17 protein-coding genes are annotated in these 22,850 nt (G+C 55.2%); 10 read left to right on the plus strand and 7 right to left on the minus strand.

The annotated features are described in order from the left end of the window. Nucleotides 1-79 precede the first annotated feature (79 nt). From M0D43_RS03215 to M0D43_RS03245, 7 genes are all read left to right on the plus strand, one after another. The gene (locus tag M0D43_RS03215) at nucleotides 80-703 is read left to right on the plus strand and encodes a Cap15 family cyclic dinucleotide receptor domain-containing protein (RefSeq protein ID WP_080581432.1); all 624 of its coding nucleotides are present in this window, start codon (nucleotides 80-82) and stop codon (nucleotides 701-703) included. Then, on the plus strand, nucleotides 703-1,818 hold the full coding sequence (locus M0D43_RS03220) for a nucleotidyltransferase family protein (RefSeq protein ID WP_252163528.1): 1,116 nt from the start codon (nucleotides 703-705) through the stop codon (nucleotides 1,816-1,818). The genes M0D43_RS03215 and M0D43_RS03220 overlap by 1 nt, the downstream gene beginning before the upstream one ends. A 125-nt stretch (nucleotides 1,819-1,943) precedes the next feature. After that, nucleotides 1,944-2,873, plus strand: coding sequence for a HEPN domain-containing protein (locus M0D43_RS03225; protein WP_252163529.1), 930 nt, complete (start codon nucleotides 1,944-1,946; stop codon nucleotides 2,871-2,873). 140 nt (nucleotides 2,874-3,013) lie between these two features. Next, complete coding sequence (locus M0D43_RS03230; RefSeq protein WP_104591936.1) at nucleotides 3,014-3,847, plus strand: vWA domain-containing protein; 834 nt, start codon at nucleotides 3,014-3,016, stop codon at nucleotides 3,845-3,847. A 2-nt stretch (nucleotides 3,848-3,849) separates the two neighbouring features. Continuing rightward, nucleotides 3,850-4,596 carry a hypothetical protein gene (locus M0D43_RS03235; RefSeq protein WP_252163530.1) on the plus strand — a complete coding sequence of 249 codons (747 nt, stop codon included), beginning with the start codon at nucleotides 3,850-3,852 and terminating at the stop codon, nucleotides 4,594-4,596. Next, entirely contained in the window at nucleotides 4,593-6,251 is a 1,659-nt protein-coding gene (locus M0D43_RS03240) for a protein kinase family protein (RefSeq protein ID WP_252163531.1), read from the plus strand. The genes M0D43_RS03235 and M0D43_RS03240 overlap by 4 nt, the downstream gene beginning before the upstream one ends. A gap of 105 nt (nucleotides 6,252-6,356) precedes the next feature. Beyond that, complete coding sequence (locus tag M0D43_RS03245) at nucleotides 6,357-7,295, plus strand: phospholipase D family protein (RefSeq protein ID WP_252163532.1); 939 nt, start codon at nucleotides 6,357-6,359, stop codon at nucleotides 7,293-7,295. Between the two features lie 248 nt (nucleotides 7,296-7,543). Here M0D43_RS03245 and M0D43_RS03250 read toward each other — a convergent pair whose 3' ends face one another. After that, nucleotides 7,544-9,187 (minus strand): MobA/MobL family protein, encoded by a 1,644-nt coding sequence (locus tag M0D43_RS03250; RefSeq protein WP_252163533.1) that lies wholly within the window; start codon nucleotides 9,185-9,187, stop codon nucleotides 7,544-7,546. 490 nt (nucleotides 9,188-9,677) lie between these two features. Here M0D43_RS03250 and M0D43_RS03255 point away from each other — a divergent pair, with 490 nt between their 5' ends. The 3 genes from M0D43_RS03255 (at nucleotide 9,678) to M0D43_RS03265 (ending at nucleotide 13,253) form a co-directional block, all read left to right on the plus strand. After that, nucleotides 9,678-11,492 carry a protein adenylyltransferase SelO family protein gene (locus M0D43_RS03255; protein ID WP_252163534.1) on the plus strand — a complete coding sequence of 605 codons (1,815 nt, stop codon included), beginning with the start codon at nucleotides 9,678-9,680 and terminating at the stop codon, nucleotides 11,490-11,492. Then, nucleotides 11,482-11,913, plus strand: coding sequence for a toxin-activating lysine-acyltransferase (locus M0D43_RS03260; RefSeq protein ID WP_126215781.1), 432 nt, complete (start codon nucleotides 11,482-11,484; stop codon nucleotides 11,911-11,913). The genes M0D43_RS03255 and M0D43_RS03260 overlap by 11 nt, the downstream gene beginning before the upstream one ends. Before the next feature lie 62 nt (nucleotides 11,914-11,975). After that, on the plus strand, nucleotides 11,976-13,253 hold the full coding sequence (locus tag M0D43_RS03265; RefSeq protein ID WP_029221016.1) for an MFS transporter: 1,278 nt from the start codon (nucleotides 11,976-11,978) through the stop codon (nucleotides 13,251-13,253). A gap of 149 nt (nucleotides 13,254-13,402) precedes the next feature. On the opposite strand, the gene M0D43_RS03270 is transcribed toward M0D43_RS03265, so the two are convergent. The 6 genes from M0D43_RS03270 to M0D43_RS03295 all read right to left on the minus strand — a co-directional run bounded on the left by M0D43_RS03270 (nucleotide 13,403) and on the right by M0D43_RS03295 (nucleotide 22,827). After that, the gene (locus M0D43_RS03270) at nucleotides 13,403-13,927 is read right to left on the minus strand and encodes a hypothetical protein (protein WP_074053159.1); all 525 of its coding nucleotides are present in this window, start codon (nucleotides 13,925-13,927) and stop codon (nucleotides 13,403-13,405) included. Between the two features lie 41 nt (nucleotides 13,928-13,968). Next, nucleotides 13,969-14,763, minus strand: coding sequence for a hypothetical protein (locus M0D43_RS03275; protein WP_150114915.1), 795 nt, complete (start codon nucleotides 14,761-14,763; stop codon nucleotides 13,969-13,971). 102 nt (nucleotides 14,764-14,865) lie between these two features. Next, on the minus strand, nucleotides 14,866-17,082 hold the full coding sequence (locus M0D43_RS03280; protein WP_252163537.1) for a peptidase domain-containing ABC transporter: 2,217 nt from the start codon (nucleotides 17,080-17,082) through the stop codon (nucleotides 14,866-14,868). Next, nucleotides 17,079-18,377 carry an HlyD family secretion protein gene (locus tag M0D43_RS03285; protein ID WP_252163538.1) on the minus strand — a complete coding sequence of 433 codons (1,299 nt, stop codon included), beginning with the start codon at nucleotides 18,375-18,377 and terminating at the stop codon, nucleotides 17,079-17,081. The genes M0D43_RS03280 and M0D43_RS03285 overlap by 4 nt, the downstream gene beginning before the upstream one ends. A 302-nt stretch (nucleotides 18,378-18,679) precedes the next feature. After that, nucleotides 18,680-22,369 carry a peptidoglycan-binding protein gene (locus tag M0D43_RS03290; RefSeq protein ID WP_313905550.1) on the minus strand — a complete coding sequence of 1,230 codons (3,690 nt, stop codon included), beginning with the start codon at nucleotides 22,367-22,369 and terminating at the stop codon, nucleotides 18,680-18,682. Continuing rightward, nucleotides 22,366-22,827: a hypothetical protein gene (locus M0D43_RS03295; protein ID WP_017172619.1), complete on the minus strand. Its 462-nt coding sequence runs from the start codon at nucleotides 22,825-22,827 to the stop codon at nucleotides 22,366-22,368. The genes M0D43_RS03290 and M0D43_RS03295 overlap by 4 nt, the downstream gene beginning before the upstream one ends. Between the last annotated feature and the right edge of the window lie 23 nt (nucleotides 22,828-22,850).

Consider the following 22,850-nt stretch of genomic DNA (forward strand, 5'->3'; position numbering starts at 1 on the left):
ACTACGGACGTATTTCAACCGTCGCATTCTTTGAGACTATTAGCGACCACACTACGGTGGCTGGAAAACAGGGGCTCAAATGGATCATGAGTATGTAGTGCTCGGCGGGATCAACCGGGCACAGATCGGGAAATACCTCGCCAGAACAGCTTCGATTGTCTCAGGCCTATTGGTCTGGACCCTATTGCAAGCCGTCGACATCGCGAAGGGGCTTGGCCTTAGCGCAAACCTACCACCCGTTGTCCTATCTCTGCTCGGTGCAGGAACGGTGTATGCCGTTCTTTACTTAATCTTTCGTCGCTGGATCTGGCGCATCCCACTCGTCATGCAATGGTTAAAGGTTGCTGATCTCTCCGGCACATGGATTTGCGAAGGCCATCCCTTCCCACGTCCTGATTCGCACGCCGTCAATTGGAAGGGAACGATGACGATCACGCAGGATTGGGACAGGGTGCGGATCCACCTAGATGCGGGCCTATCAAAATCTAACAGTGACGTTGCGGGCTTGGTTTCGGATCCCATTGAAGGATTTGTGCTGCTTTACAGCTATCGCAATGAGCCCAAAGCTGGAGAAATACAGCTCAACGCTCATCGTGGCTTTGCACGACTGGTGTTCGCAAAAGACATGAAGAGTGGTAACGGCGATTACTTTACCGGTGATGGACGTCACTCGTCGGGCAATTTCACATTAAGGAAGCAGTGATGGCAAAGACTATTAATGAGCGTATCACTGCCTTGAAATCAAGACGCAGTGGCGAGGACCGATTTGATCTCTTGGTAGAGGACGAAGCGGCTTTGGCTAACTACATCGGCAAAATGCTGCGCGAGGAGGCATGGGAAAAGAAAGCGTCTAATAAACCCAACACGCGTTATGCTTTAGGCGCAATGCAAGAAGTGGATGCTGATTACACCCGTATAAGCACTGAGACTGCAACGCGAGTAGCAAATCAGCTCGAAAAACGGGTGAAAGCATTTAACCTGGAATTTCATCTTCAAGGATCCGTCCCGCTAAATGTTCACATCCGGGGAGTCAGCGATGTAGATCTTCTTACGCTCATTAATGAGCGATTCTACAACTATGATCTCAACGGGATTCGCGCTTTGGCCGGGGCTTATCAGCCAACGCAACTGACTTCCTTACAGGAGCTAAAAGATCTTCGAAATGAGGAAGAGCTGGCGTTACGGAACGCGTTCCAGGCAGCGAAAGTTGATACAACGGGAAGTAAAGCAATCAAAATTTCCGGCGGATCGCTTGCCCGGTCGGTCGATGTTGTCCCGTCCCACTGGTATGAGACCGCCGCTTACCAACAAAGCGGCGCGATGCATGATCGCGGAGTCATCATCTTAGACAAAAAGACAAACTCTACGATGACAAACTTCCCCTTCAAGCACATCAAACAGGTGTCAGACCGAGATAGTCTTACACTTGGCTCGCTTAAAAAATCTATACGGCTGGTCAAGAATGTCAAAGCTGATTCAGATAGGACCATTGCACTGCCAAGCTTTGATCTCGCAGCAATCATGTTCCACGCCAACCCGACGGCCCTTCGCGTGGGATATACGTTCGAACTTGCCATTTTAGCAGAGACTCAACGCCACCTCGATTATCTTTATCATCATCCTGACGAGGCAAAACTACTCGATGTCCCTGATGGCACGCGACGCATTTTCGACAGCCAGGCAAAGCTTGACGCACTGTTTAGCTTGTCTGTCGAACTGGATGAATTGCTTGAAGCTGTTGCCAATGAGCATCAAGATCACCAACCTGCCAAAAATCATTATGAGCGCCGACAGTTAATTGACGCCATCCAATTATGACCCCCATCCATAAATTGAAAAATTCTAAAAATTAAACTGCAACGCCAGTGATGAGATTTTTTATAATTACTTAGTTCAAAGTGACGACGCCACCACTACACCCTCATCACAACGGAGTAATTACATTGGAATCGGAATGGAACGCGCCACCGAAGCCCGAGTCAGAACACGACTTCAACCAGATGATGATGGGGCTGGACGAGCACTTCAATGGGTTGGACCTGCATATCCATCAACGTCCTGGCAATGCGGCCATTCTGATTGCCCAAACTTACGGAAAAGGGCAAAAAATCATTCTTTTTGGCGGTGATCCGCCTGGTGACAGCCGACCATTTTCTGCGACCTGGCTCTCTCAACGAGCTCATTCTTGGTATGAGCACCGATATGGGGAAGACATCAAAATTCTGCCTTCCCTTGGCTTTTTCATCATTCCACTTGAACACCGAGCATGGAAGGTGCGTGGACCTTACAGCAACGGCAGCTTACGCTTGGTATGTAATCGACGCCTTCATCAAGGAAGCAAAGAAAACATCATCAATCGTGGCCCTATCGATGGGAACATGCTCGATTGCTTTGAGGGAATGACTCAGTCGTATGCTGATACGTTAGATGAAAAAGCATTCGATGAAATCGAGTCACGCTTTCTTTTGGGCCTAAACGCATTGACGTTTTTAGACGCAATCGCTCAGAGCGATGATCCGCTTTTTCGACAAGCACGCGCAGATTACAACCATAGCGTCGAAGCATTGACGAGCATTGAGCGTAGCTATGGCAAAGCAAGGCGAGATATCGCCACATGTGCTGAGAAAGTCATGAAAGGGTTACTCGCAAGTAAAGGTTTATCCTTCAAATCAAATCATGAACTTGTCAAGCTTGCACAGGCACTCAATGACCAAGGCGATCTTCATGTCGATCTTGAGCTGGCATCCTTTCTCTATACAGATGCAAGTGTGAGCTACGGAAAAGCAGTTTCGAAGGAAGAAGCTCTCGCAGCCCACGCCAATTTACTGCGTTTTTTGTCGGACCTACTTGCTCAGGTCTTTGGGAGGCCGTAACAGATTCTTTCCATGCATTGATCACATTTTTCTCTATAACAGTCACCGGCAACAGGTCTGGCCTGAACATCTTGAAGGTCTGACGCTATGATGTGGCTTGGAAGAGCTAGAAGTCTTCTAGCTCGCACTTAGGAGTCCTGATGAGCTATACCGCAGAGATTAGTCGCACTAGCCCAACCGCCTTCTTGTTTTTGGTCGATCAATCCGGCTCCATGCAGGAAGTGATGACCAATGGGAAATCCAAAGCGCAGTTCGTCGCTGACGTGCTCAACCGCACACTTGCAACTTTGATCACGCGTTGCACCAAATCGGAGGGAACGCGCAACTATTTCGAAGTCGGTGTGCTTGGCTACTCAAACTCGGACGCGCAGAATGGACTGGCGGGTGCGCTCTCGCACACCGTGCTCCACCCAATCTCTCAAATCGAAGCCAGTCCTTTGCGCGTTGAAGACCGAGTCAAGCGGGTCGACGATGGCGCAGGTGGCTTGGTCAGCCAGTCCATCAAGTTCCCTGTCTGGTTTGAAGCACGCGCCTCTGGCGGCACCCCGATGTGTAACGCCATCACGAGCGCAGCCGCTGAACTGGTGGCTTGGTGCGATGCGCATCCAGACAGCTATCCGCCCACCGTTCTCCATGTCACTGACGGCGAATCCACTGACGGTGACCCGGAGGGCCTTGCCCAGCAACTCCAACAAATTGCCACGAATGACGGCAATGTTTTGCTGTTCAACCTGCACGTAAGCGCTAGCGGTGGCGATCCAGTGACGTTCCCGATCTCGGACGCTGGTCTGTCTGACAACTACGCCAAACTCCTTTTCCGGATGTCGAGCCCCCTGCCCCCGCACCTGCAGCAAGCTGCTCAGGAAAAGGGAATCAAGGCGACCATGGAGTCTCGCGGCTTCATGTTCAACGCAGAGACTGCGGAGATCGTGGACTTCTTCGATATCGGAACGCGAGCAGCCCAGCTGCGCTGACCATGCCCATCCAGATCTTGTTCGACGGCTCTGTTGCCAAACATTTGGACGCGCCGGAAGCCAATGAAGACGCCTACCGTTTGGCAGCGGCGTCCGGACGCATCGTGCTGTCTGACGGTGCATCCGAATCATTCGACGCCAAGAACTGGGCCGCGCTTCTTGTGGACCAGTTCTTAGAGCACCCTGCCAATCTGTCTGATGCGATAGCCACATCCACGCGGCAATACGAAGCGCTCCATGACGCGCCAAATCTGTCTTGGTCGAAGGCTGCTGCCTATGAGCGCGGCAGCTTCGGCACCCTGCTTGTTGCACAAGACGAGGCCGAACAGCTACAGATCAGGGTCACGGCGATTGGCGATTCGTTTGCCGCACTCACAGATGGTGAGCAGATGCTCGCGTGCGCGCCCTATGAAAGCTCGGAGCAGTTCTCCCTTCATCCAACATTGATCAGCACCAAGCCCGATCTCAATGCCCCCTTATTTGAAAATGGCAATGGGGTCCGGACTGAGGTTGCTTGGCCGTACGAAACCTCTGGATATCGGCTTCTCTTGTGCATGACAGACGCGCTAGCCGCGTGGCTGCTTGAACACCAGGAGCGCAGTGATCCCACTGCCCTTGAACGACTTCATGCTGTCAGGGAGTTGGAAGAGCTTGTCAGCCTTGTCGAAGAAGAGCGAACCAAAGGGAGCATGAGGCGGGATGACACCACCCTCATCATCGCCGCGTTGACTGGCGCCGGACATCTATGAACTATCCATCGCTTGAGAAATACAACGAAGCACTACAAGCGCCTGCGCGTGCGATTCAAGATCCACAGCTTAGAGCCGGGCAGTTGCGGACCACCGGACTGGGGTTGCCATTGGCTTTGTGTGGCGGCTTTGCACTTACCTATACGGTTGATACGGGCGGAAAGCGTTTTGCGCTACGTTGTTTTCACAAAAAATCCAACGATCTGGAACAGCGCTATCAGGCCATTGCACTCCGACTCAAGCAACTTGCGAGTCCCTACTTCCTGCCGTTCGATTTCATCCCTAACGGGATCCTGATCGATGGGAACCTCTACCCCATCGTCAAAATGGAGTGGGCTCAGGGCACCACGCTTGCCGAGTTCTTGGAACGCAACCACGGAAATGCTGCTGCGCTAACCAAGCTTCGTCAGGCGCTTGCAGCTCTTTCCGCGTATTTGGAAGCACAGCAGATTGCTCATGGCGACATTCAGCCTGAGAACCTGATGGTCAACGCAGACGGTAGTTCCGTCCAGCTCATTGACTATGACGGCATGTTTGTCGAAGCACTACGTGGGAGTGGTGCAACTGAACTTGGCCAAGCCAACTTCCAGCACCCTAAGCGCACGGCGTCCAATTTCAACGAGCAGCTTGATCGCTTTTCTTTCATCACACTTGATGTCGCTTTACAGGCCCTGGCCGTATCTCCGGGACTTTGGAAAGCCTCGAACTCCGAACCCAGCGCTATCGTTTTTCGGCGGAACGACTTCCTTGACCCCGGCACCTCCGTCATCTTCAATCAGGTTCTAGGCCTTCCGGGGCTAACGGTCCCGGCGCAGTCGCTTGCGCAGCTTGCGGATGGGCCTTTTGATCAAGTTCCGACACTTGCCGACTTCCGTGTTCAGCGCGGACTGGGACCGAACACAATTGTGTTCAACCCACAGGGTAAGCCCAAAGACATTGCCTACCAAAGCCCTTATACGGTCTGTGATGCGGCGAACTTTGCCCAAGTCGAAGCTCAGGTCGGCAGCCGCGTGGAGTTGATTGGCAGGATCGTTGATGTCACTCAAAAACGATACGGCAGGAACAAAAAGCCTTTCATCTTCATCAATTTTGGCGATTGGACAGGCAAGTCCGTAAAACTTTCAATTTGGTCTGAGGCATTGCGGCAGTTCCCCTCGGAGCCCAACAGCAGCTGGAATGGACGTTGGGTCAGCGTGACTGGACTGGTAGAGCCGCCCTATCACGGTCAAGCTGGGAAGATATCGTATGTCAGCATCGGCATTAGCATCGAAAATCCAGGTCAGATCAAGCAACTTACAGAGGTAGAAGCACGCTTCCGATTGCGCGGCGGGAAAGCACCTGTTGTTACCGCTGGTCGAAATGAAAACATCCTCAAGGGTATGGGTGGAGCGGGAAATACAGTTCCTCGGAGCACGAGCCAACAAGCTCCCAAGCCACTTCCCCCGCCGAGCACTCCTAACGCTCAAGTCCTTCAAAGGATGCAGCGACAGACGCCTCAGGCTGTTCCAAGGCCAACTGGGTCCGCGCCCCGCCCCAGCTCTCATCAAGTATCACCGGGACCTCGCAAAACTAGCTCACCTAAACGTATGGGCGCAGGAGCTTGGATCGCGCTCATTGTCTTTTTTCTGATTGTCTTGCGTTGGTGTTCTGGCTAGTCAGTGCCCCATGGCGTGCACGCAATAAGCATATGTAGCCAAGCTCAAGAGCATGCTTTAACGACGGGTGTATTTCTCAAAAACGACATTATCAAGGAGGAGCGGATGACAAAGCTCATCAAGGATCAGCAGGAACTTGTGACATGGGTTCGCGAGCAAGCAGGGAAGCTCGACTTAGCTGTTGCATTTTGGGGTAAGGGCGCTTCGAAGGAGTTAGGGCTCCATGATCGCGCGCAGCCATCCCGCATTCTGCTTGAACTGAGCCAAGGTGGCTCATCGCCCGATGAGGTCAGACAGCTCATGAAGCTTCCTAACGTCGAAGTAAAAACTTTGGATCGACTACATGCCAAAGCTTACATCGGCGAGGAAGAAATGATCGTCGGAAGCGCCAATGCTTCTGCAGGAGGATTAGGCATCGTAGGGAGAGAGTCTGTCCATTGGACAGAGTTAGGCGTCAAGGTGGCAGAAGAAGGCCCCCTCCACGAAGCGAAAAGCTGGTTCGATGCGGCTTGGATCAGGGGAAAGCGCATCACCAAAACGATGCTAGATGCCGCCCAGCGCTTGATCAATGAACGCAACTCAAAGCTTCTTCCAAGCAACCCAAGCGGCCTCTCCATTTTGCAAGCGGTAAAGCAAGATCCCGATGCGTGGAAGGATGCACGAATTTGGGTCGTCGTTGCGACGCGCAACCTAGGTTTGGAAGGGCAAAAACTGCTTAATGAAGCTCGTTCTTCTAGTCCAACTCCTGAGATCTATGCTTACGAAAACTGGCCTGACATACCGCGAGCAGCAACGCTCATTAGTTTGACAAAGTATGAGAACGAGAAAGTTGAACTAGACGATCCACCGACGTTTAGAACGCCTGAAGAAAAGCAACCAGGCAAGATCCAACTGGTCTTTCCAGAAAAGATCACTGGCTACACGATCGGCACCATCTCCGAATGGAGGCCACTCGTAGAGCGCGCGGAGAAGACCTACACCGGTTGGATCAAGCACGGTGGAATTTCCTTGCGCATCCACGAGTTCGTCAGGCGCTACGGTTAGTGTGTTAGTCGCCTTAAGCAAGCCTTAAAGGCTAGCGAATTACTGAGTCCTGCACACGAAAAAGAGCCCTGCATGCAGGGCTCCTGTGTCGCTGGCGTTGAAGCCTCAGTCACGGCGCCGGGTGCCGACGGCGGTCGGCGTTGTTCCGATCATTTGGCGAACTTTTTGCGACAACGCTAGCTTCAGGCTCGCCGCCCCGACGTGCCATCAGTTTGTTGCGCGGCCAACGGTCAGAAATATCTGAGCCGTCATAGACTTGGCTTCGGTGGCCGAAACTTCAACTCCCAATGCCCGGCATCACCTTCGGCCTGTGGTGGAAGCGCATCATCGCCAGATGCCTCAGGCGTCAGCACCTCGATCGGCTGTGGGGCAAAATTCTTCTCCAAGGCCTCAGACGCTTCCACCATCGCCTTTCGAGCCCGCTTGATGCGCCATTGCTGAATGGCTTGGATGCGAGGAGAGACATGCACCTTCGCCCTCCCCAAACGCTGGCGTGCCCTCGCCACCGCTTGCGCGTCTCCGCTGCCTTCTTGCTCAACAAGCTTGGCTTGCGCATCCAGCACGGCCACACGCGCTTTGTAGGGTCGCACCAGCGTATGGGCATACCTGCTGATTGAGCGAGCAAGCATCTCCGTATCCTCGAACAGGAACGGCTTTGTGGCGTAGCTGTCGACCCGCCGGCAGATGAGTGCGGAGTGCGCCCGCTGGAACTCGTTTTCAATCTGGATACCCGGGATCTGCCGCAAGACTTCGAGAGACTGCTGCGCGACCTCTCGTTGCGCTTCGAGCCAATCTTCGATGAGCTGCGCCTCTTGGTTTAGGACCTCCGAGTCCGGCCGACCCGAAGACCGAGCCAGACGCGTCACGCGACCAAGATGTCGGGTCTGACCGCTGTAAGGTGTGTAAAGTCCTGAACTTGGCGCTGGCGCACGCGCCAAGCGCTCTTTGATCTGCCGCACCCGCTCTGCGCCTGACAACCGACCCCTCCCAACCGCTGTGCGCCCTTCTAATCCAGATTTTTTTGCATTGGCCCGATCCCGAAGTGCAGCCGCATGACTGTGAGATGGTGGCACCTCATGCACGAAGCTGCCACTTTTTTTCATGTGCTCAGCAACAACCCTTGAAAGCGCTAATGCCGCAGCTTTCCCACCTGCACCTTTGACTTCTGCGGTGAACTTCGTTTTGCGCATCACCGCCACTTTGGCTTTGCCCAAGTGCTTGCCAGGCCGGCGCGTGAGTTCGCGGGCGCGTTCAAACTCCCCATTGCGCGCGGCCTCCTGCGCTTGTGCTCGGAGACTGCGATGATCCACACGAGCTGCGTTGCCGGCATTTTTCAGATGCGCATTGATAACCGTTGCGATGTCTTTGCGGATTTGCCGCAACGCTCGCGTTCCTCCGCCTTGTCGGGCGTCAAACTCAGCGCAGGCGCGCTCACCAAGCCCACCCGGACCGACTTTTCTGGCTGACATCAGCAAATGCACATGGTGGTTGCGTTGATCGCCAAGCTTGCTTGGCGTGTGCACCGCAACCAGCACGGCGACTTGGAAGCGCTCGACGAGCAATTGACCCAGCGCCAAAGCGAGCACTCTTCGTTGATGTGGATCGAGTTGATGCGGAAGCGACACCTCGACTTCTCGGCAAACGCGAGCGTTCTTGCGGGTTTCGGCTGATTCATTTGCGTTCCAAAAATACTGCGCATCGAAGCACCACGAAGGCGCGCCCTTCGGTGCAAGCATCTGATGGAAATCGACACCGCCTCGGTGGGAATAATTGTGACCAAGCCCCGTGCTTGTATCGAGCAGATCAAACCCTGCTCGGTAGGCTGCTGCTGCGACCGACGAGTCGCCATTGGCTCGGCTGAAAGACTTCATTGTTGCGTGATAAATCGCCATTGTGAAACTCCTGTTTGTGGAGCACACAAAGAAGCGGCAGAACATCCCCTGTCGAGAGATAAGCGAACTCGACAACAACGAGATTTGAATCTCAGGGTTTTGAGGAGGCCGTGTTGCCTAGCGAAGCATAGCAACGAGGTGGCGAAAGCCACCGCACCAACGCAGAGCGTTGGCGCACGGTTTCTGCAAAGCAGAAACCATAAGTGCGCTCTTGCTGTTTGATTATTTATTTGAATTTCCGCGCTACGGTTGGGTCGGCAATTGCGCCCCCTACGTATGATTAATATTTATACTAGAAGATGAATAGATCCTGTACGAATCTAATTTTGCAATGCCCTGTGCCGATTTCAAGGCAATGGTCTATGCAGCCGTGATGTCCCGTGGTTTTCGGAAATCCAAGCAGCAGCAGGACGAACTGCCGTCAGGTTGGTAGCATCGCCAAAGCCGATCGAACGCGAAGTCGCAACAACTGCAGAAAGAAGGACGCGAAATGCCCAATGACTACTGGGACATGGATGACAAGAACGACCCCAACCTGTTGAACCTCGCCAGCGTGGGCACTTCGATGCTCGTGCCCTTCCCAGTGGGAAAGCTGGTAGATGCTTCCTTGCTCTGGCTCAATGAGCGCTGGTTTCATGACTTGGGCATCGCCATCCACGACAAGCCCACTCGGACCAGCATCTCAGCGTCCTTGCTTGAACGCTTCGCCGTGACCTCCCTCGAAGCTCACTGCGTTGCCGGCAGCTTCGGCGGACGGACACTGGGCGCTGATCGCTATGGTGGGAGCGGTGGGGCAATCCACGGAGGGAGTGGCCGCTGTGGCTCCGATGGCATGCTCATCGCCAAAGGAACCGGCCCCACACCATTGGTCTCCGAGGCCCATGATTGGTCGCACTCGCATGGCTGTCTCTATCTTTACGATGCCATTCGCGAGGCAGTCGCCAGCGAGATCCTCAACGCAGAACTCCCCCACGGGGCAGTCCCCATCGTTGCCATCATCGATGCCGGCTTCTCCCTGGCACGCACCGATGCAGACGAACCGGAACGTTGCGCCATTCTAATCCGGCCCGCTTTCCTTCGCCTGGCGCATTTCGAGCGCAGCCTGTATTTCGGAACATCAGGCAGCGCAAACAGCGATCAATTTCAAGATAGCCTGCGGGTCAAAGATGCCATCCACTTTGCCGACGAACACGCGCAGCTCGATGCGGGCAATCCCAATGGCTTAGGCGTTAACTTGTCTGAGCTCTACCTCCGCCTTGCCGAGCAGATTGCCGCAAGTCGCGCGCATCGCCTTTGGACAGGGCGCCCGACAAGCGACAACATCACATTGAACGCGCAGTTCCTGGATTTCGGCGGCTTCCGCGCAGTTCCCAGCTGGAAGCATGGCACCGATGGACATGGTCATTTCTTCGGCAATGAGATGCGCGATGTTCGCCACTCGCTTCCATCGCTTGCCTACTTCTTCAAGAAGTATTCCCACTTCGACAACACAATCGCCAACATCGATCAACTGCTCATCCAGATCGAGCATCACATGGAAGCTGCGTTTCTCCATCACTGTGCAAAAGCGTGTGCTTTGCCTGAGTCAAGCCCAGAGGTGTTTCATTTCAAAGTGCTCCTTGCGCGCTACTACCGCGAGCAACAGCGCATTGACTATGCGTTCGATCAGCCCACAAAGCACAACGAACGCCACGATTGGCTCTCCGACCACCTCAGAGGCAAAGCAACCCAGGGGTCTCAGATTGGCGAGGAGATCGCAGCTTTCGTGCGCGCACTTCCGAACTCAGATCTTCATCTTTGTGCGGCCAACCGCTGGCTGAGACCACGACCACGCCTTTCCTATCGCGTCTCTAAGCGCCGCGCGATCAAGCTGGTGCGGTCGATCCTCGCCGATCGGTCGTCGGGACCCGAGCGGGTCTCGGTCTTTATCGCAACCGAGGTAGCGGCCTCGCGACGGGTTTGGAGAGGCTTACCACCACACTGGCTTGTCCTAGGCTACGCAAGCGATCACGTGTCCACCGCTTTGTATTTCTTTGATACGCATCGTGTGGCCTATACAGTCCAGCTGGATGGGCCACGCGTGCGTGGCGGAACACTGCTTTTCGGTGCCCAAGTCGCAGATGAGACACTCGGCATCACTAGTTCTGCCCATCGAAACGTCGTGCTTGTCGACTGCGAACCCACCAGCTACCTCGTAGGTCTAGGCTTGAACGGGCGTGCAACAATTCCTGCCGCACTGCTCACCTTCCCAGACGCTGCCGTTGCAGCGCAAACCTTTAGCTCAACCACAGCTTATGCAACCTAATGCCGTTGATGCGCAAGCGCTTGGCTTGGCCATGCAACTCCTGTTCAAGACTGACCGCAAGAGGTTCAGTATCGCAGCAGCTTATGTGTGGCTATGGCCTGCGATTCGCCTAGGCCAGCTCGTCACGATCGAAGACGAAGATGGAGTCTGGACCGGCTACGCCTTATGGGCTTATCTGACGCCTGAAACCGCTAATCATTTGGTTCTGCAAGATCCCCCGTTCTTGCCGATTAGTGACTGGAACGAAGGTGATCAACTCTGGATCCTGGATTTCGTGGCTATGCCAGGGCATCACCGACGCCTGGCCAAAGCACTACGGCACCGCTTGCGCCCTCACTTCAAGCAAGCGCATCGCTTGGTGCGAGATAAGACGGGCGCTATGCTTGGAACCAAGGCTTACACACTTCGCAAAGATGGCTGAGGAAGACACGTTGCTTCCTTGATACGAATGGACGAACCGAAGCGACAAGGCAGTTGCAGCCCATGCATGAAGTGACATCAAGGCCGACTAAGGCCTGGACTGGATTTTTGTTCCTGGGCTTCGGTTCTGGTTTGCCTTATCCGCTGATCGGCAGCACCTTAGGCTATTGGCTCAGCGAAAAATCGCTTTCGATCGCAGTCATCGGTGCCTTGGCTTGGACCGCACTTCCCTACTCCCTCAAATTCCTATGGGCCCGCCATCTCGACCAACGCCGTGCACCGGTCGTTGGAGGCACCATGGCGCACCGTCAGGGCTGGATTGTCTTGTCTTCGGTCATGGTCGCCCTCTCTCTCCTGGGCCTTGTCCTGAGCGTCGTCACCGGTAGTCTGCCGCTCATTGCATTGAGCTCCATCGCAGCCGCCTTTGGCGGTGCGACCCTGGATGCCTCAGTCGATGCATTTCGCATCGAACAGGAGGCAGTGCACCAGCAGCCAGCCAAGCTCCTCACTGCCTATCAGTTTGGCTACCGCATTGCTCTTCTGCTAAGCGACGGTCTGGTGTTCTTGCTCGCAGCGCGGCTGTCTTGGCAAGTTGCTTATGCCCTTCTGCTGCCACTGATGTTGGTGCCCATCTGCGGAACGCTCTTTCTGCAATCCCATCCCGATAGCGACCGCACCCCAGATGCCACGAGTGCGGAGAAGCAGAGGGCTCCGTTGGTGTCGCTTCGACCCTCCACGATGCAAGGATGGATCGCGGTGATCGTCTTCATCGGCTGCTATCGCCTACCGGACATTCTTTTGGGTCCCATGATCAATCCTTTTTTCTATGCCCTTGGCATCGGGAAGAGTGCGGTCGGATCATTGCACATCTGGCTAGCCATCCCTGCTGCCTTCCTCGGAATTTTGGCCGCAGGCACCAGCTTGAGACGCATGTCTCTGGGCACGACCATTCTTGTTGGCGCAGCTCTCCAAGCCCTTGCCCTCCTCGGTCTTGCCTTGCTTTCGTCCAACGAGCGGTCTGTTGAGCTGCTTTGGGCTAGCGTTATTCTTCAAAACCTTGCCAGTAGCTATACCGGCATCGCGTTGGTTGCTTACATGTCAAAGCTAGTCACACTCGGACGGGCAGGAGAGCACTACGCTTGGCTAACAAGCTTCTACTCGATCTTCGGCAGGGTGCTTGCCGGCTTCTCAGGCCTTGCAGTGGCTTATCTCACCACGCTCCATGGACAAAGCCAGGGCTATGGCACTTTCTTCATCGGCATCTGCCTGATGTGCGTGCCTGCCCTCCTCGTCTACTCGCGCATCATTCGCAACACCCTGAGAGAGCGGCCCGAGCCGTAGTGCCATCACGCTATCGCCTCCCATGCCACAGCGGCTGCTTATGACTATGTAGTGCTTAAACTCATCGTTTCACACTAAACATGTTGGTTGCTCATCTCAGCGCTAGCCAATTAGATAGATGCCTAATTGGCTAGCGCCAGCAAAACCTATTAGTTTCGACTTCTTGTGAGACCAAGCAAGCACTCGCCCTTCGAGCTCGCCTTTACATATACCGACGTTTCACCAAGATTGGTTTTATAGAAGACATCCTTACTAACGTCGGTGAGTGGCGCATGGGGATTGGGTGGCAAGACGTATGGAGTGAGCGCAAATTTTTGCTTGATCTTAGACACCTCATAACAGCGTCCGGGCGTCAATTCCATATACGCAAAGCTCACTCCTTTGTCGAGCTCAGGTGGAACCCTGAACTCAACGAAGGAGACTCCATATTGATCCTTTGTCTTCAACGCGGCTGAACGAAAAGCAATGTTCAATGACCGGCTTGAACTTACTTGCCGAAATTCACTGAGGCCGATATCACGGAAAGTTTCATAGTTGACCGGCTTAGCAGAATCATAAAACTTACTAACGATCTCATCCAAATTCAATTGAGAGTCCTTATTTTCAGCATGCGCACTCATCGCCGCAGAAAAATTAAGGATTACCAGAAACGCCATTTTTTTTGAAAAAAACATACCAGCCACCTTCTGAAATTTAATATCTATACACCATGCCATCAGCCCCCAGCGGGTTTCCTACTGTCCCAATAGTTCCCGTAGTATTGCTCATAGCTAATATCATCAGCCTTATTATCAGGAGTTCCATTCACATCAATATGCTCGCCATTCCTGAAAGACTCGCCGATTTGCGCTGAAGCAGCGTCCCAGTTTATCTGACCGGCCTGATATGCGTCATATGTCGCATTATAAGAAGCCACATTGGCGGGATCTGCGGCAATGTTGAAAGCGACACCCTGTGCGGTAAGCTCTCTCTGGACCGCGATTGAGTAGATTGTTGCTTCACCTTCAGTTGCTAGACCCATATTAATGGCTGATGCTCGATCTGTAACCGTGTTCCACTCCCCATCGAAAAGCGTATGCCCTAATTCATGTGTTAGTTGGGATGCTGTATCGCTGGGGTTAGAATACATTTTTACGTAAACTGTTCCACCGCCAGTAGCAAGAGGATCCGTATGAGAATAACCATCAGTGGCCACTATATTGAAACCCTTCGCTTGCGCCAGCTGAACCAGCCCTTCCAAGGTTGCTGACTTATTGACGAGGATATCCACCTCTGCTCCGAGATCAGTCGTCGTATTTTTGTCCGTTGGATTCGGCAGTCCACCCCCGCCTCCACCACTGGGCGGTGGTGTCGGGAACTCAATCGGCGGAGAGGGTGGAAGCGACGGTGGCCCCGAAGGCGGAGGGTTAACAACCACTGGCGGCAGCGTGGGCGGCTCGCTTGGATCGACATCCGCAGCGGCGGCGGCACCTGCCACTAAGAATAGCTCTTCATTTTTCAGCTCTCTCATTACAGCACTCCATACTATGTGTTTAATTTTGTCCTAGTCATTCCCACTATCGACTTCTCAATAACACCCCTCCCTTTGAATTAATTCATAAGCACTGATTGCTCATTGTTGCTTGGACTTTTCAGTAGTTTCCGCTGCATCGCTCTTTTCAGATGCTCTTGGCTGCTCTTTGATCAAGGGCCTTAGAGTTCCGCCCACGAAGAGATAGTGCATGTCGCACATCCGAGAGATGTTCTTGTCGTGCGTCACAATGACTGTAGTCGCGCCGATGCTCTTGATGTTCTTCATCAGCTGTATGCCCATCTGCTCATCAACCCCAGTCGTTGGCTCATCCATCAACAACAACTTAGTGCGCCTGTAGAAGGCTCTGGCCAAGAAGATCCGTTGTTTTTGTCCGCCTGACAGCGTATTTCCCAAGTCGCCAACTCTGGTGTTGAAGCCCATTGGCATACGCTGAATATCATCGTGAATGCATGCCAATTTCGCGGCCTGCACGAGGCGTTCCTGGTCAATGTGCTCATCGAACATAGAGATGTTTTCCGACAGCGTTCCCGACAACAGATTGTCCCCCTGCATGACGATGCTGACCTTGCTCCGGTAGCTCGACTTACCGACCTTCCGTAGATCCTCTCCATTGACCAAGAAGTCTCCGACTTGAAGATCTTCAAGCCCCGCCAGAACGCGGATGAGTGTGGTCTTGCCCACGCCTGAGTTCCCGACGATCGCAATCACCTGGCCTGCCGGGGCCCTGAGCTGCAAGGCGCTCATGATCCACTTGTCGGTGGATGAGTAGCGGAAGTAGCCGTTAGCAATGGCAATAGCGGGCGCAGCATCCTCCAGCGCGCCGTTACCATGCAAAAACGACTCAGGCTCGCTGTGGGTGATGTCTGAAATGCGTTCTGTGTGCAAACGAAGCAGCCGGAGCTGCATCAAGTAATCGGCTAGATTGATGCTGCGTTGGCTGAACTGTGTCGCGTAGATCAAAAAGACCGTCAGCACCCCGAGCGTCATATCCCCACTGAGCACCAACCGGGTGCCTTCCCAGATCACAAAGATGCGGCACAGGCCTTGGATGAGGAGCTGGACAGAATCGAACCCGATGCGGATCCGCTCGGCCCCGATTGTCGCGTTGGTCGCTTTCGCGCTGTAGTTCGTGAAGCGCGACGCCCAGAGCGCTGACTTGTTGAACAGCTTGATGGGCTGGATGCTTCGGACCGTTTCGTAGAGCAAGCTTTGCCGGCGTGCATCGATGTTGATCTGGTCGAGGTTGGCCTCTTTGAGCTTGGCGTAGTAGGCGTAACGCGAACCCACATAGGCGATGGTAAAAGCCAACAAGGCGAAGGAAAGCGGCGCGTCGTAGCTCATCAAGAGCAACAACATGAGGAAAGACATCACCCCATCGATGACCGCTTCCAGCATCTTCGTCGTGAGTGACTGCTGGATGGAGTAGATCGACTGAAAGCGACTCGAAATATCCCCGGTGTGCCGCTTCACGAAATACGACTGAGGTAACGACACCAAGTGACGGAACAAGTTGCTGCTCCACCGCAAGCCGGTGGTGGAAGAGATCCACAGCAAGGTCCACTTCCTGGCAACGGTCAAGACGAGTTGGACCAAGAGCACGATCGAAAAGCCGATCGCCAATGTGGTGACCAGGCCATCGTCCTTGACGCTGAGCACCTGATCCATGGTCAGTCGCAGATATTGCGGCGCAATCAGCGCACAGCCTTCCAAGAAGAGCGCCAAGATGCCCACAACCCAGAACGCGGGCACCAGGGACCGAAGCGAGCCTGCAAGATCGCGAAGCGACACCGATGGCACGCTCTTGATCTTCTTGAAGGCCGGTCCTGGATGCGCTTCCAACGCAATGCCGCTAAAGAGCTCATCGAACTCGTCGAGCTTGATCTTCTTGACGCCGGTTGCGGGATCGCTGATATGCACATGACCGCCCCGCACAGCCGTCAACACGACAAAGTGCCCGTGGTGCAGGTGGACCATGCAAGGCAACGACAGCTTGGGCAGTTCGTAAAGCTCCAAGCGAAGCGGGCGCGTTGTAAGCCCGTTGGCATCAGCGATTTCAATCAGCGAAGCGAGCGTTGCCCCGCTGGTCGACACCGTAAAGCGGTTGCGAAGCTCCCCGAGGCTCGTTTCATGGCCGTAGTAGGAGAGCAGCATCGCAATGCAGGCCAGGCCGCACTCGCTCGACTCCGTCTGACGGATATGCGGCACACGGCGCTTCGAGGAGAACACCAGGCTTGGTTCAGCAGAGCGATCCGTCTCGGCAGCGCCATTGGCTGATGGTGTCAAGACGTCCTTCATCGCTTTTCACCCGTCAAGCGTGATCCCATGGTTTGGAAGGGGTCAAACATCCACTCCCAGATCTTTCGGCCCTCCAAGATCAGTTCCGCGTCCACTTCCATCCCCGGCAGGAAGGACTTCGCTTCTTGGGCAACTCCGATGGTCTGATAAGGCAAGGCCACCTTGGCGGTGTAAACCGGCTCAGTGGGCGACTGGCGACCATAGCGGCGCTCCAACTCACCGAGCGGACTCGTTTGCGTCGACAGCGATGCGATGCGCCCCTGGATGGCGCCATACTTTGCTTTCGGGAATGCGGCGATGTTGAGCAGCACCTCGGTGCCGACATTCACATGTCCGATGGCCCTGGAAGGAATAAGAATTTCAGCTTCGAACACCGACTCGCTTGGGGTGATGGACGCGATGATCGAGTCGGTGCCAATGCGCTGACCTTGGGATGCAAAGATTGCTGCAACACTGCCGCTCAAGGGTGAGGTGATGGTTTGCAGACGGTCAGACTTGGCTCTGGCCACTTGATCTTCGATCGTGGACTTCTCGCGCTCGATTTCACTTGCTTGCCTGCTGGCCGTTGTCTTTATCTCGGTGATCTCACCCAGCAATGCGGCACGTTGATTGCGAAGTGTGGACTGCTGCGCGCGGGCATCCTGAATCTCCGCCTCTGCATCCAAGAGGGCATTTTCGTAGGTGAGGTAGGTGTATTTGGACACATACTTCTCAGCAAGCAGCGGCTCAATGGTCTTCAACAGTTCTTTGTTCTTGGCGTATTTCTTTTCCAAGATTGAGATCTTGCGAGCGACTTCCTGCATCGCACCGCTCGTTTCTTCGACTTGACGCGTCAGTTCCCGCTCGCGCTGGCCGGAAAAGTCATGCGTTTGCAATTGCTCCTTGGTCAGTTCTTCTGATCGGGTGAGCGCACGCTTAATCGTCTCATCGGACAAAGAGCGACCCGCTTCGTCGGTGATGTCGGCTGACAGCTCCGCAAGCACTTGGCCTTTCTTGACCAACGCATTTGGCTTCAATGTCGTTGAAAGGATGAGGCCAGGCGTTCCACTGCGGATGTCCACTCGCCCATGCGTCGAAATGATCTGGCCCGACACGTGCTCCCGCTTGGAGTAGGACGCGGTCAGAACAAACGTGGCCAGCAAGAGGAAAAGCACACAGCCACAGCCGATCCAGATCCGGATGGACGAGGGAAACGCATCTTTTAGGTCGCCGAGTGTGGAAGTTGTCTCCGGCCCCTTTCGCTTGCGAAAGAGCGGTTGTTCTGCGTCATCCGTCTGACCTGACTCGCTATCCATAGCACCTACACTTCGAGATCTACTGCACAACTTGCGTGAGTCGAGGCTACCCGCGCAGACATTAAAATTACATTTGCATTTTGTTGATCTGGCGTTGGCATTTGCGCCAAAACCTAAGGTTGCAAGCCCCACGCTATTGCTTTTTCAGCAACCAAGGTTTGCGTCAAGCGAAGGTGCGTTGCGCAAAGCGCAGCCACGCATTGCGGAGTCGGACCACGGCGGATAGCGCACAAAACGCGGCAACATCACTTAGCACGTGCTGCTCCCAATCGTTATCACGCCGATCCTAGGCTTCTATCACGTCAGCCACCGCCCCCATCACCACCACCACTGGACGCGTCTGACATCGCCTGCTGTTGAGAGTGGCCAGCAAGCGTCATTACGGGGCCCGTAGGGTTCTTGTCGATTTCTTCGCGCTCGCGCTGGAATTGCACCATCTCCTGCGCCCGTTGTTGATCCAATGCCTCTGTCTTCTGCAAGGTTTCATTGATGCCAGGCGATGGCGTGTTGAGCGCAGTTTCCGAGTGGAACCCGGGCGTTTTGCCAAAGACGAACGCGACATCGTCTTGGATGATCACTTTGCGGAGTTCATCCGCACGCTCGATCCCTGAATCTTTGACGGCATGGAGCACTTCGGCCGTTTTCCCATCGGACGTGCCCTTCGGGAGCTGAGCCTGGATGGCGGAGAACAACGCGTAATCCCGATGGTCAGACGGAAATGCCGGCCGAGCGACATCTTGGGAGGGTCTCGCTTGCTCGGCCCGATCCTCGTCGTTCATATCTGGGCTTGAACGCCCGCCAGCCCCACCTACGCTCGGCGATGACACATAGGAGGAGGTCATGCGCTCAGGCAAGATGATCTGTGCCGGCATTTCGCTCTGCGTTGGCGTTGCCGGCAATGTCGCTTGCGCAACCTCTGGCTGCGTTGCCTGCAATGGAACAGCCGACGGCGCTTCGTTCTGTGGCGTGACTACGCGGGCTTGTTGCTCGCTACCCTGCTCCACTGATCCATTTGCCGATGCCGGCGCTGTGGGTTTCAAGGCTTCTCGGCGCGCGTGTTGTGCTTGGGACAACGCCGCATCCAGATCTTGCCCAGCAACGCCCGTCGCCGGCAAACCTTGGTCCTGCTGGAACTGCCTCACGGCATGTTCGGTCTCTGGACCGTAGTGCCCGTCTTGCGGCACGGCCTGACCGTTTGGACCCCGGGCATCCGCTTGCTGCAAGCGATACTGCAAGAACTCGACCTCTTGTCCCCGGTCGCCCAGGCGCAACCCTTCCACCTCAGCTGATGCCGACGGCGTTGGAACAGTTGCCTGGGTTGGGGTTTCCTCACGAGACGTGAGAGCTGATGAAGGCGATCCGACACTCGACACAGATGCGCTTGCAGAAGCTGGCGCCACTGCCTCTGCCTTCGGCTGGACTGCGCCGGCTGCCGAGGGTGCGGCAACCTCAGGTGTTCGGGTTTCTTGGGATTCGCGTTGTGGGACAGACTCGGGCTTCGGTTCGGTAGGCTTGGCAACCGGGCGCACGTCTTCTGGCAGCGGCACGTTGACGGATGCAGGAGTCGCGACCGGAGCAGGCGTGCCGACCTCAGCAACAGTAGGCTGCTCAGCGGCGCGTGCAATGTCTCGATCCCGCTGCGCATCAATGGCTGCCTGAGGCGCTTGGGTTTCGTCTACACGCGGATCAGTAGCTGATGTCGCCGCAAAGCTCGCAACCTGTTGCGCTTCTTGCGTGGAAACGCCCTGCCGATTGGCCTCCCGCAGGGCTTGCTCGTAGGCATCGCGCTCTTGGGGCGATTGCGCGTCAATGCGCCGCTCGGGTGCACCCGTCGAAGGCGGTTGCTCCTGCCGAACTGATTGCACCTGCCCAAATGCCTGATGGATCTCATCAGTGCTGGTGGTTGCCGCAACACGCACTACACCATCGGCGTCACGGCTCAAATGCTGGATGGGGCTGTCCACCGAATATTGGCCGGTCGCATCACGCTCCAATGCCAAAGAACTGTTCGCTGCATCAATCCCGTTTGCCTCACGGGTCTTCTGCACCGCAAGCTGGATCGCGCCTGCGGTCTGGGCATTGGGCGCAACGCCATAGGCGGCATACGTCGCTTCTGTATTGGCCTGGTCTTGTTGCTGCGCGGTTGGCGTTTGCCGCGCGGGCATCTGTGCCATTGCCTGCGCATGCTGCTCCAAGGCTGGCTGCAGGCGTTCACGCGTCGCGTTGAGTTCCAACGGAATATTGCCTTCGGCAGCAACGCCGTCATGCCGCCACTGGCCTTGCGTATCGCGCTGATACTGCTTGCCGTCCGAGGCTTGCAGTGAGTCTGGGTTTAAGGCGGCTTGCACGGCCGCTGGCACAGGCCCGAAGTCCTCCCAGCCATTGCGCTGATAGGCAGCTTGATAGGTTGCCGCAATTGCAGCTGGGCCACGGGCAATGTTGGCGTCCACCACCTGAGCTGCTTGCTGATCCAACGCAGCACTGCGCTCGGGGCTTGCCGGATCCACCGTCCAGACAGGTCGATCGTTCCGATCGACTTCGTCGGCGATCATCCGTGACCACTGGCCACTTGCCGGATCATGCCGCCAATCACGCGCATAGAGATGCGCCGCATCTGCCTCACTGGATGGCTGCACATAGGGATTACTGGGTTGCACCTTGCCCAGCGCCTGCTCGGTCGCTTCGCCACTGGCGTGATAGTTCAGCTCGCGCGCTTTTTCAGGCAGCGCGAACATGCCCTGCTTCTGTGGGGTATCCGCGCCATCGTTTTGCAGGTCTGCTTTTTCTTGGCGAAGCCACTGGCTGCCGTTGAACTCCCAGCTCACGCCCTGCTTGTCGGTCTGCGCATAGATCTGACGGTTGTCCCAGAGCGTCACAGCCTTGTCGGCAGCAGCACTGAACAGATAACCATCGGCCACCACCAGCGCGACCGGACCGGTGCCGGTCGTGCCCACAACGGCAGCGGCAGCAGCACCCCCCGCCCAGCCGCCCGCGCCTCGGGCAGCAAAGTGCAACGCTTCTGAGCGCGCAGCGGTGAGATTGTCTTGTGCCAACAACGTGCCAACACGCTCTCCAGTTTGCGACGCATCGTAGGCAGTGGCGGCAACGCCCAAACCCGCAAGCCCTGCTGTCATCCCGGCGCGACGCAAGCCTGGGATCTCAGGCTCAGGCGTGGTCTGGATATTGCGTCCCTGCCACTCATCCCAGCGCTGCTGACCCGCTTGGGCATGCTCGGTTGGCGGACTCATACGCTGACTGAGCGGAAGCGTGCTCTGGTCTAACGCCTTTGATGTTCCTTCAATGGCCGTTCCGCGAAAATACTCTCTGTTGTCGAGCCTCAGAACTTTGTTCTCGCGGAGCGCATCATCACTGGCTGGAATGCGCAGCATGCCCTCGTGTTCACGCGCACGGGCCACGATCAGCTCAAAGGCCGCTTGCTGACCGAGCCGGTCTTTCACACCGGCCAGCGCTTCACGTGGAAGGCCCTCAATCGAGGTGACGTTTGGATTGGCAAGAATGCGAGGCACTTCAATTTCGCCAAAGACACGGCTTGGCTGAGCGTCGCCCACGATGGCATGAACCTCACCTACGGTTGCATCTGCAAACCGTCCAGACGCATCTGCCCAAGGACCTTGCGTGGGGTGGTAAAGCCACTCTGTGGCAGGCCCACGATGAGACCCGTCTATCAGCTCACGAGGCGAAATGTCATAGATGTCGGCGAGCGCGGTATAGAACTCACGGGAATTCAGAAACTTCGATGCCTGGCTTTTATCGATAACCCGGATGTCTTCACCAGAATCGATCATCGATCCAATGACATCAGTCGACCAGATGTCCTTCGCTGCCGGGCCACTATAAAGAACAGTGACCTTGCCGGAGGCATTCGCATCCACCTGTGCGGCGAGCGACCGCAGCGATTCTGGTGTTTGGTAATCGTCAGGGCTCTGACGAATTCTATCGATTGCGTCCTGGGCAGATATCGAGCCATTCACACCAAGCACCCCTCATCGACTTCAAAAACGATGTGGTAGTCCGTGTTCCTGGAATGGACGCCAAAATCCTTGTATGCAAGCAAGGCCTCTTTGAGGTCAGCTATGAATTGCTCCTTGTCAGCCTTGAGATGCTCAGGCAGTCCATCTCCACCATTGATCCACATCAGTCTCCAATGGGACCAACCGGGCTGACCACGCGTGCCTCCACCGTCGACCAAATCCAATCTCAGCGTTAGAAGCTCTCCATGCCAATAGAAGGAAAATTTGGTCTGGTTTCTGACTTCAATTTCAGTGCCGCCACCGTTTGCGACATTGCGTAAATACATGTCGCGATCACGATCAATTGTCCAGTCTCTCGCATTGGTGCCACCGACCACGAAGTCTCTGTCGATCGCTTCTAGGTTGTATTTGACAACATCTGGCTCAGGAATAAATTCATTTACAAATGGCATCTTCATTTCCCGGCAATGGCTTGGAATTT

The organism is Xanthomonas prunicola, assembly GCF_025266575.1.
Classification (GTDB): domain Bacteria; phylum Pseudomonadota; class Gammaproteobacteria; order Xanthomonadales; family Xanthomonadaceae; genus Xanthomonas; species Xanthomonas prunicola.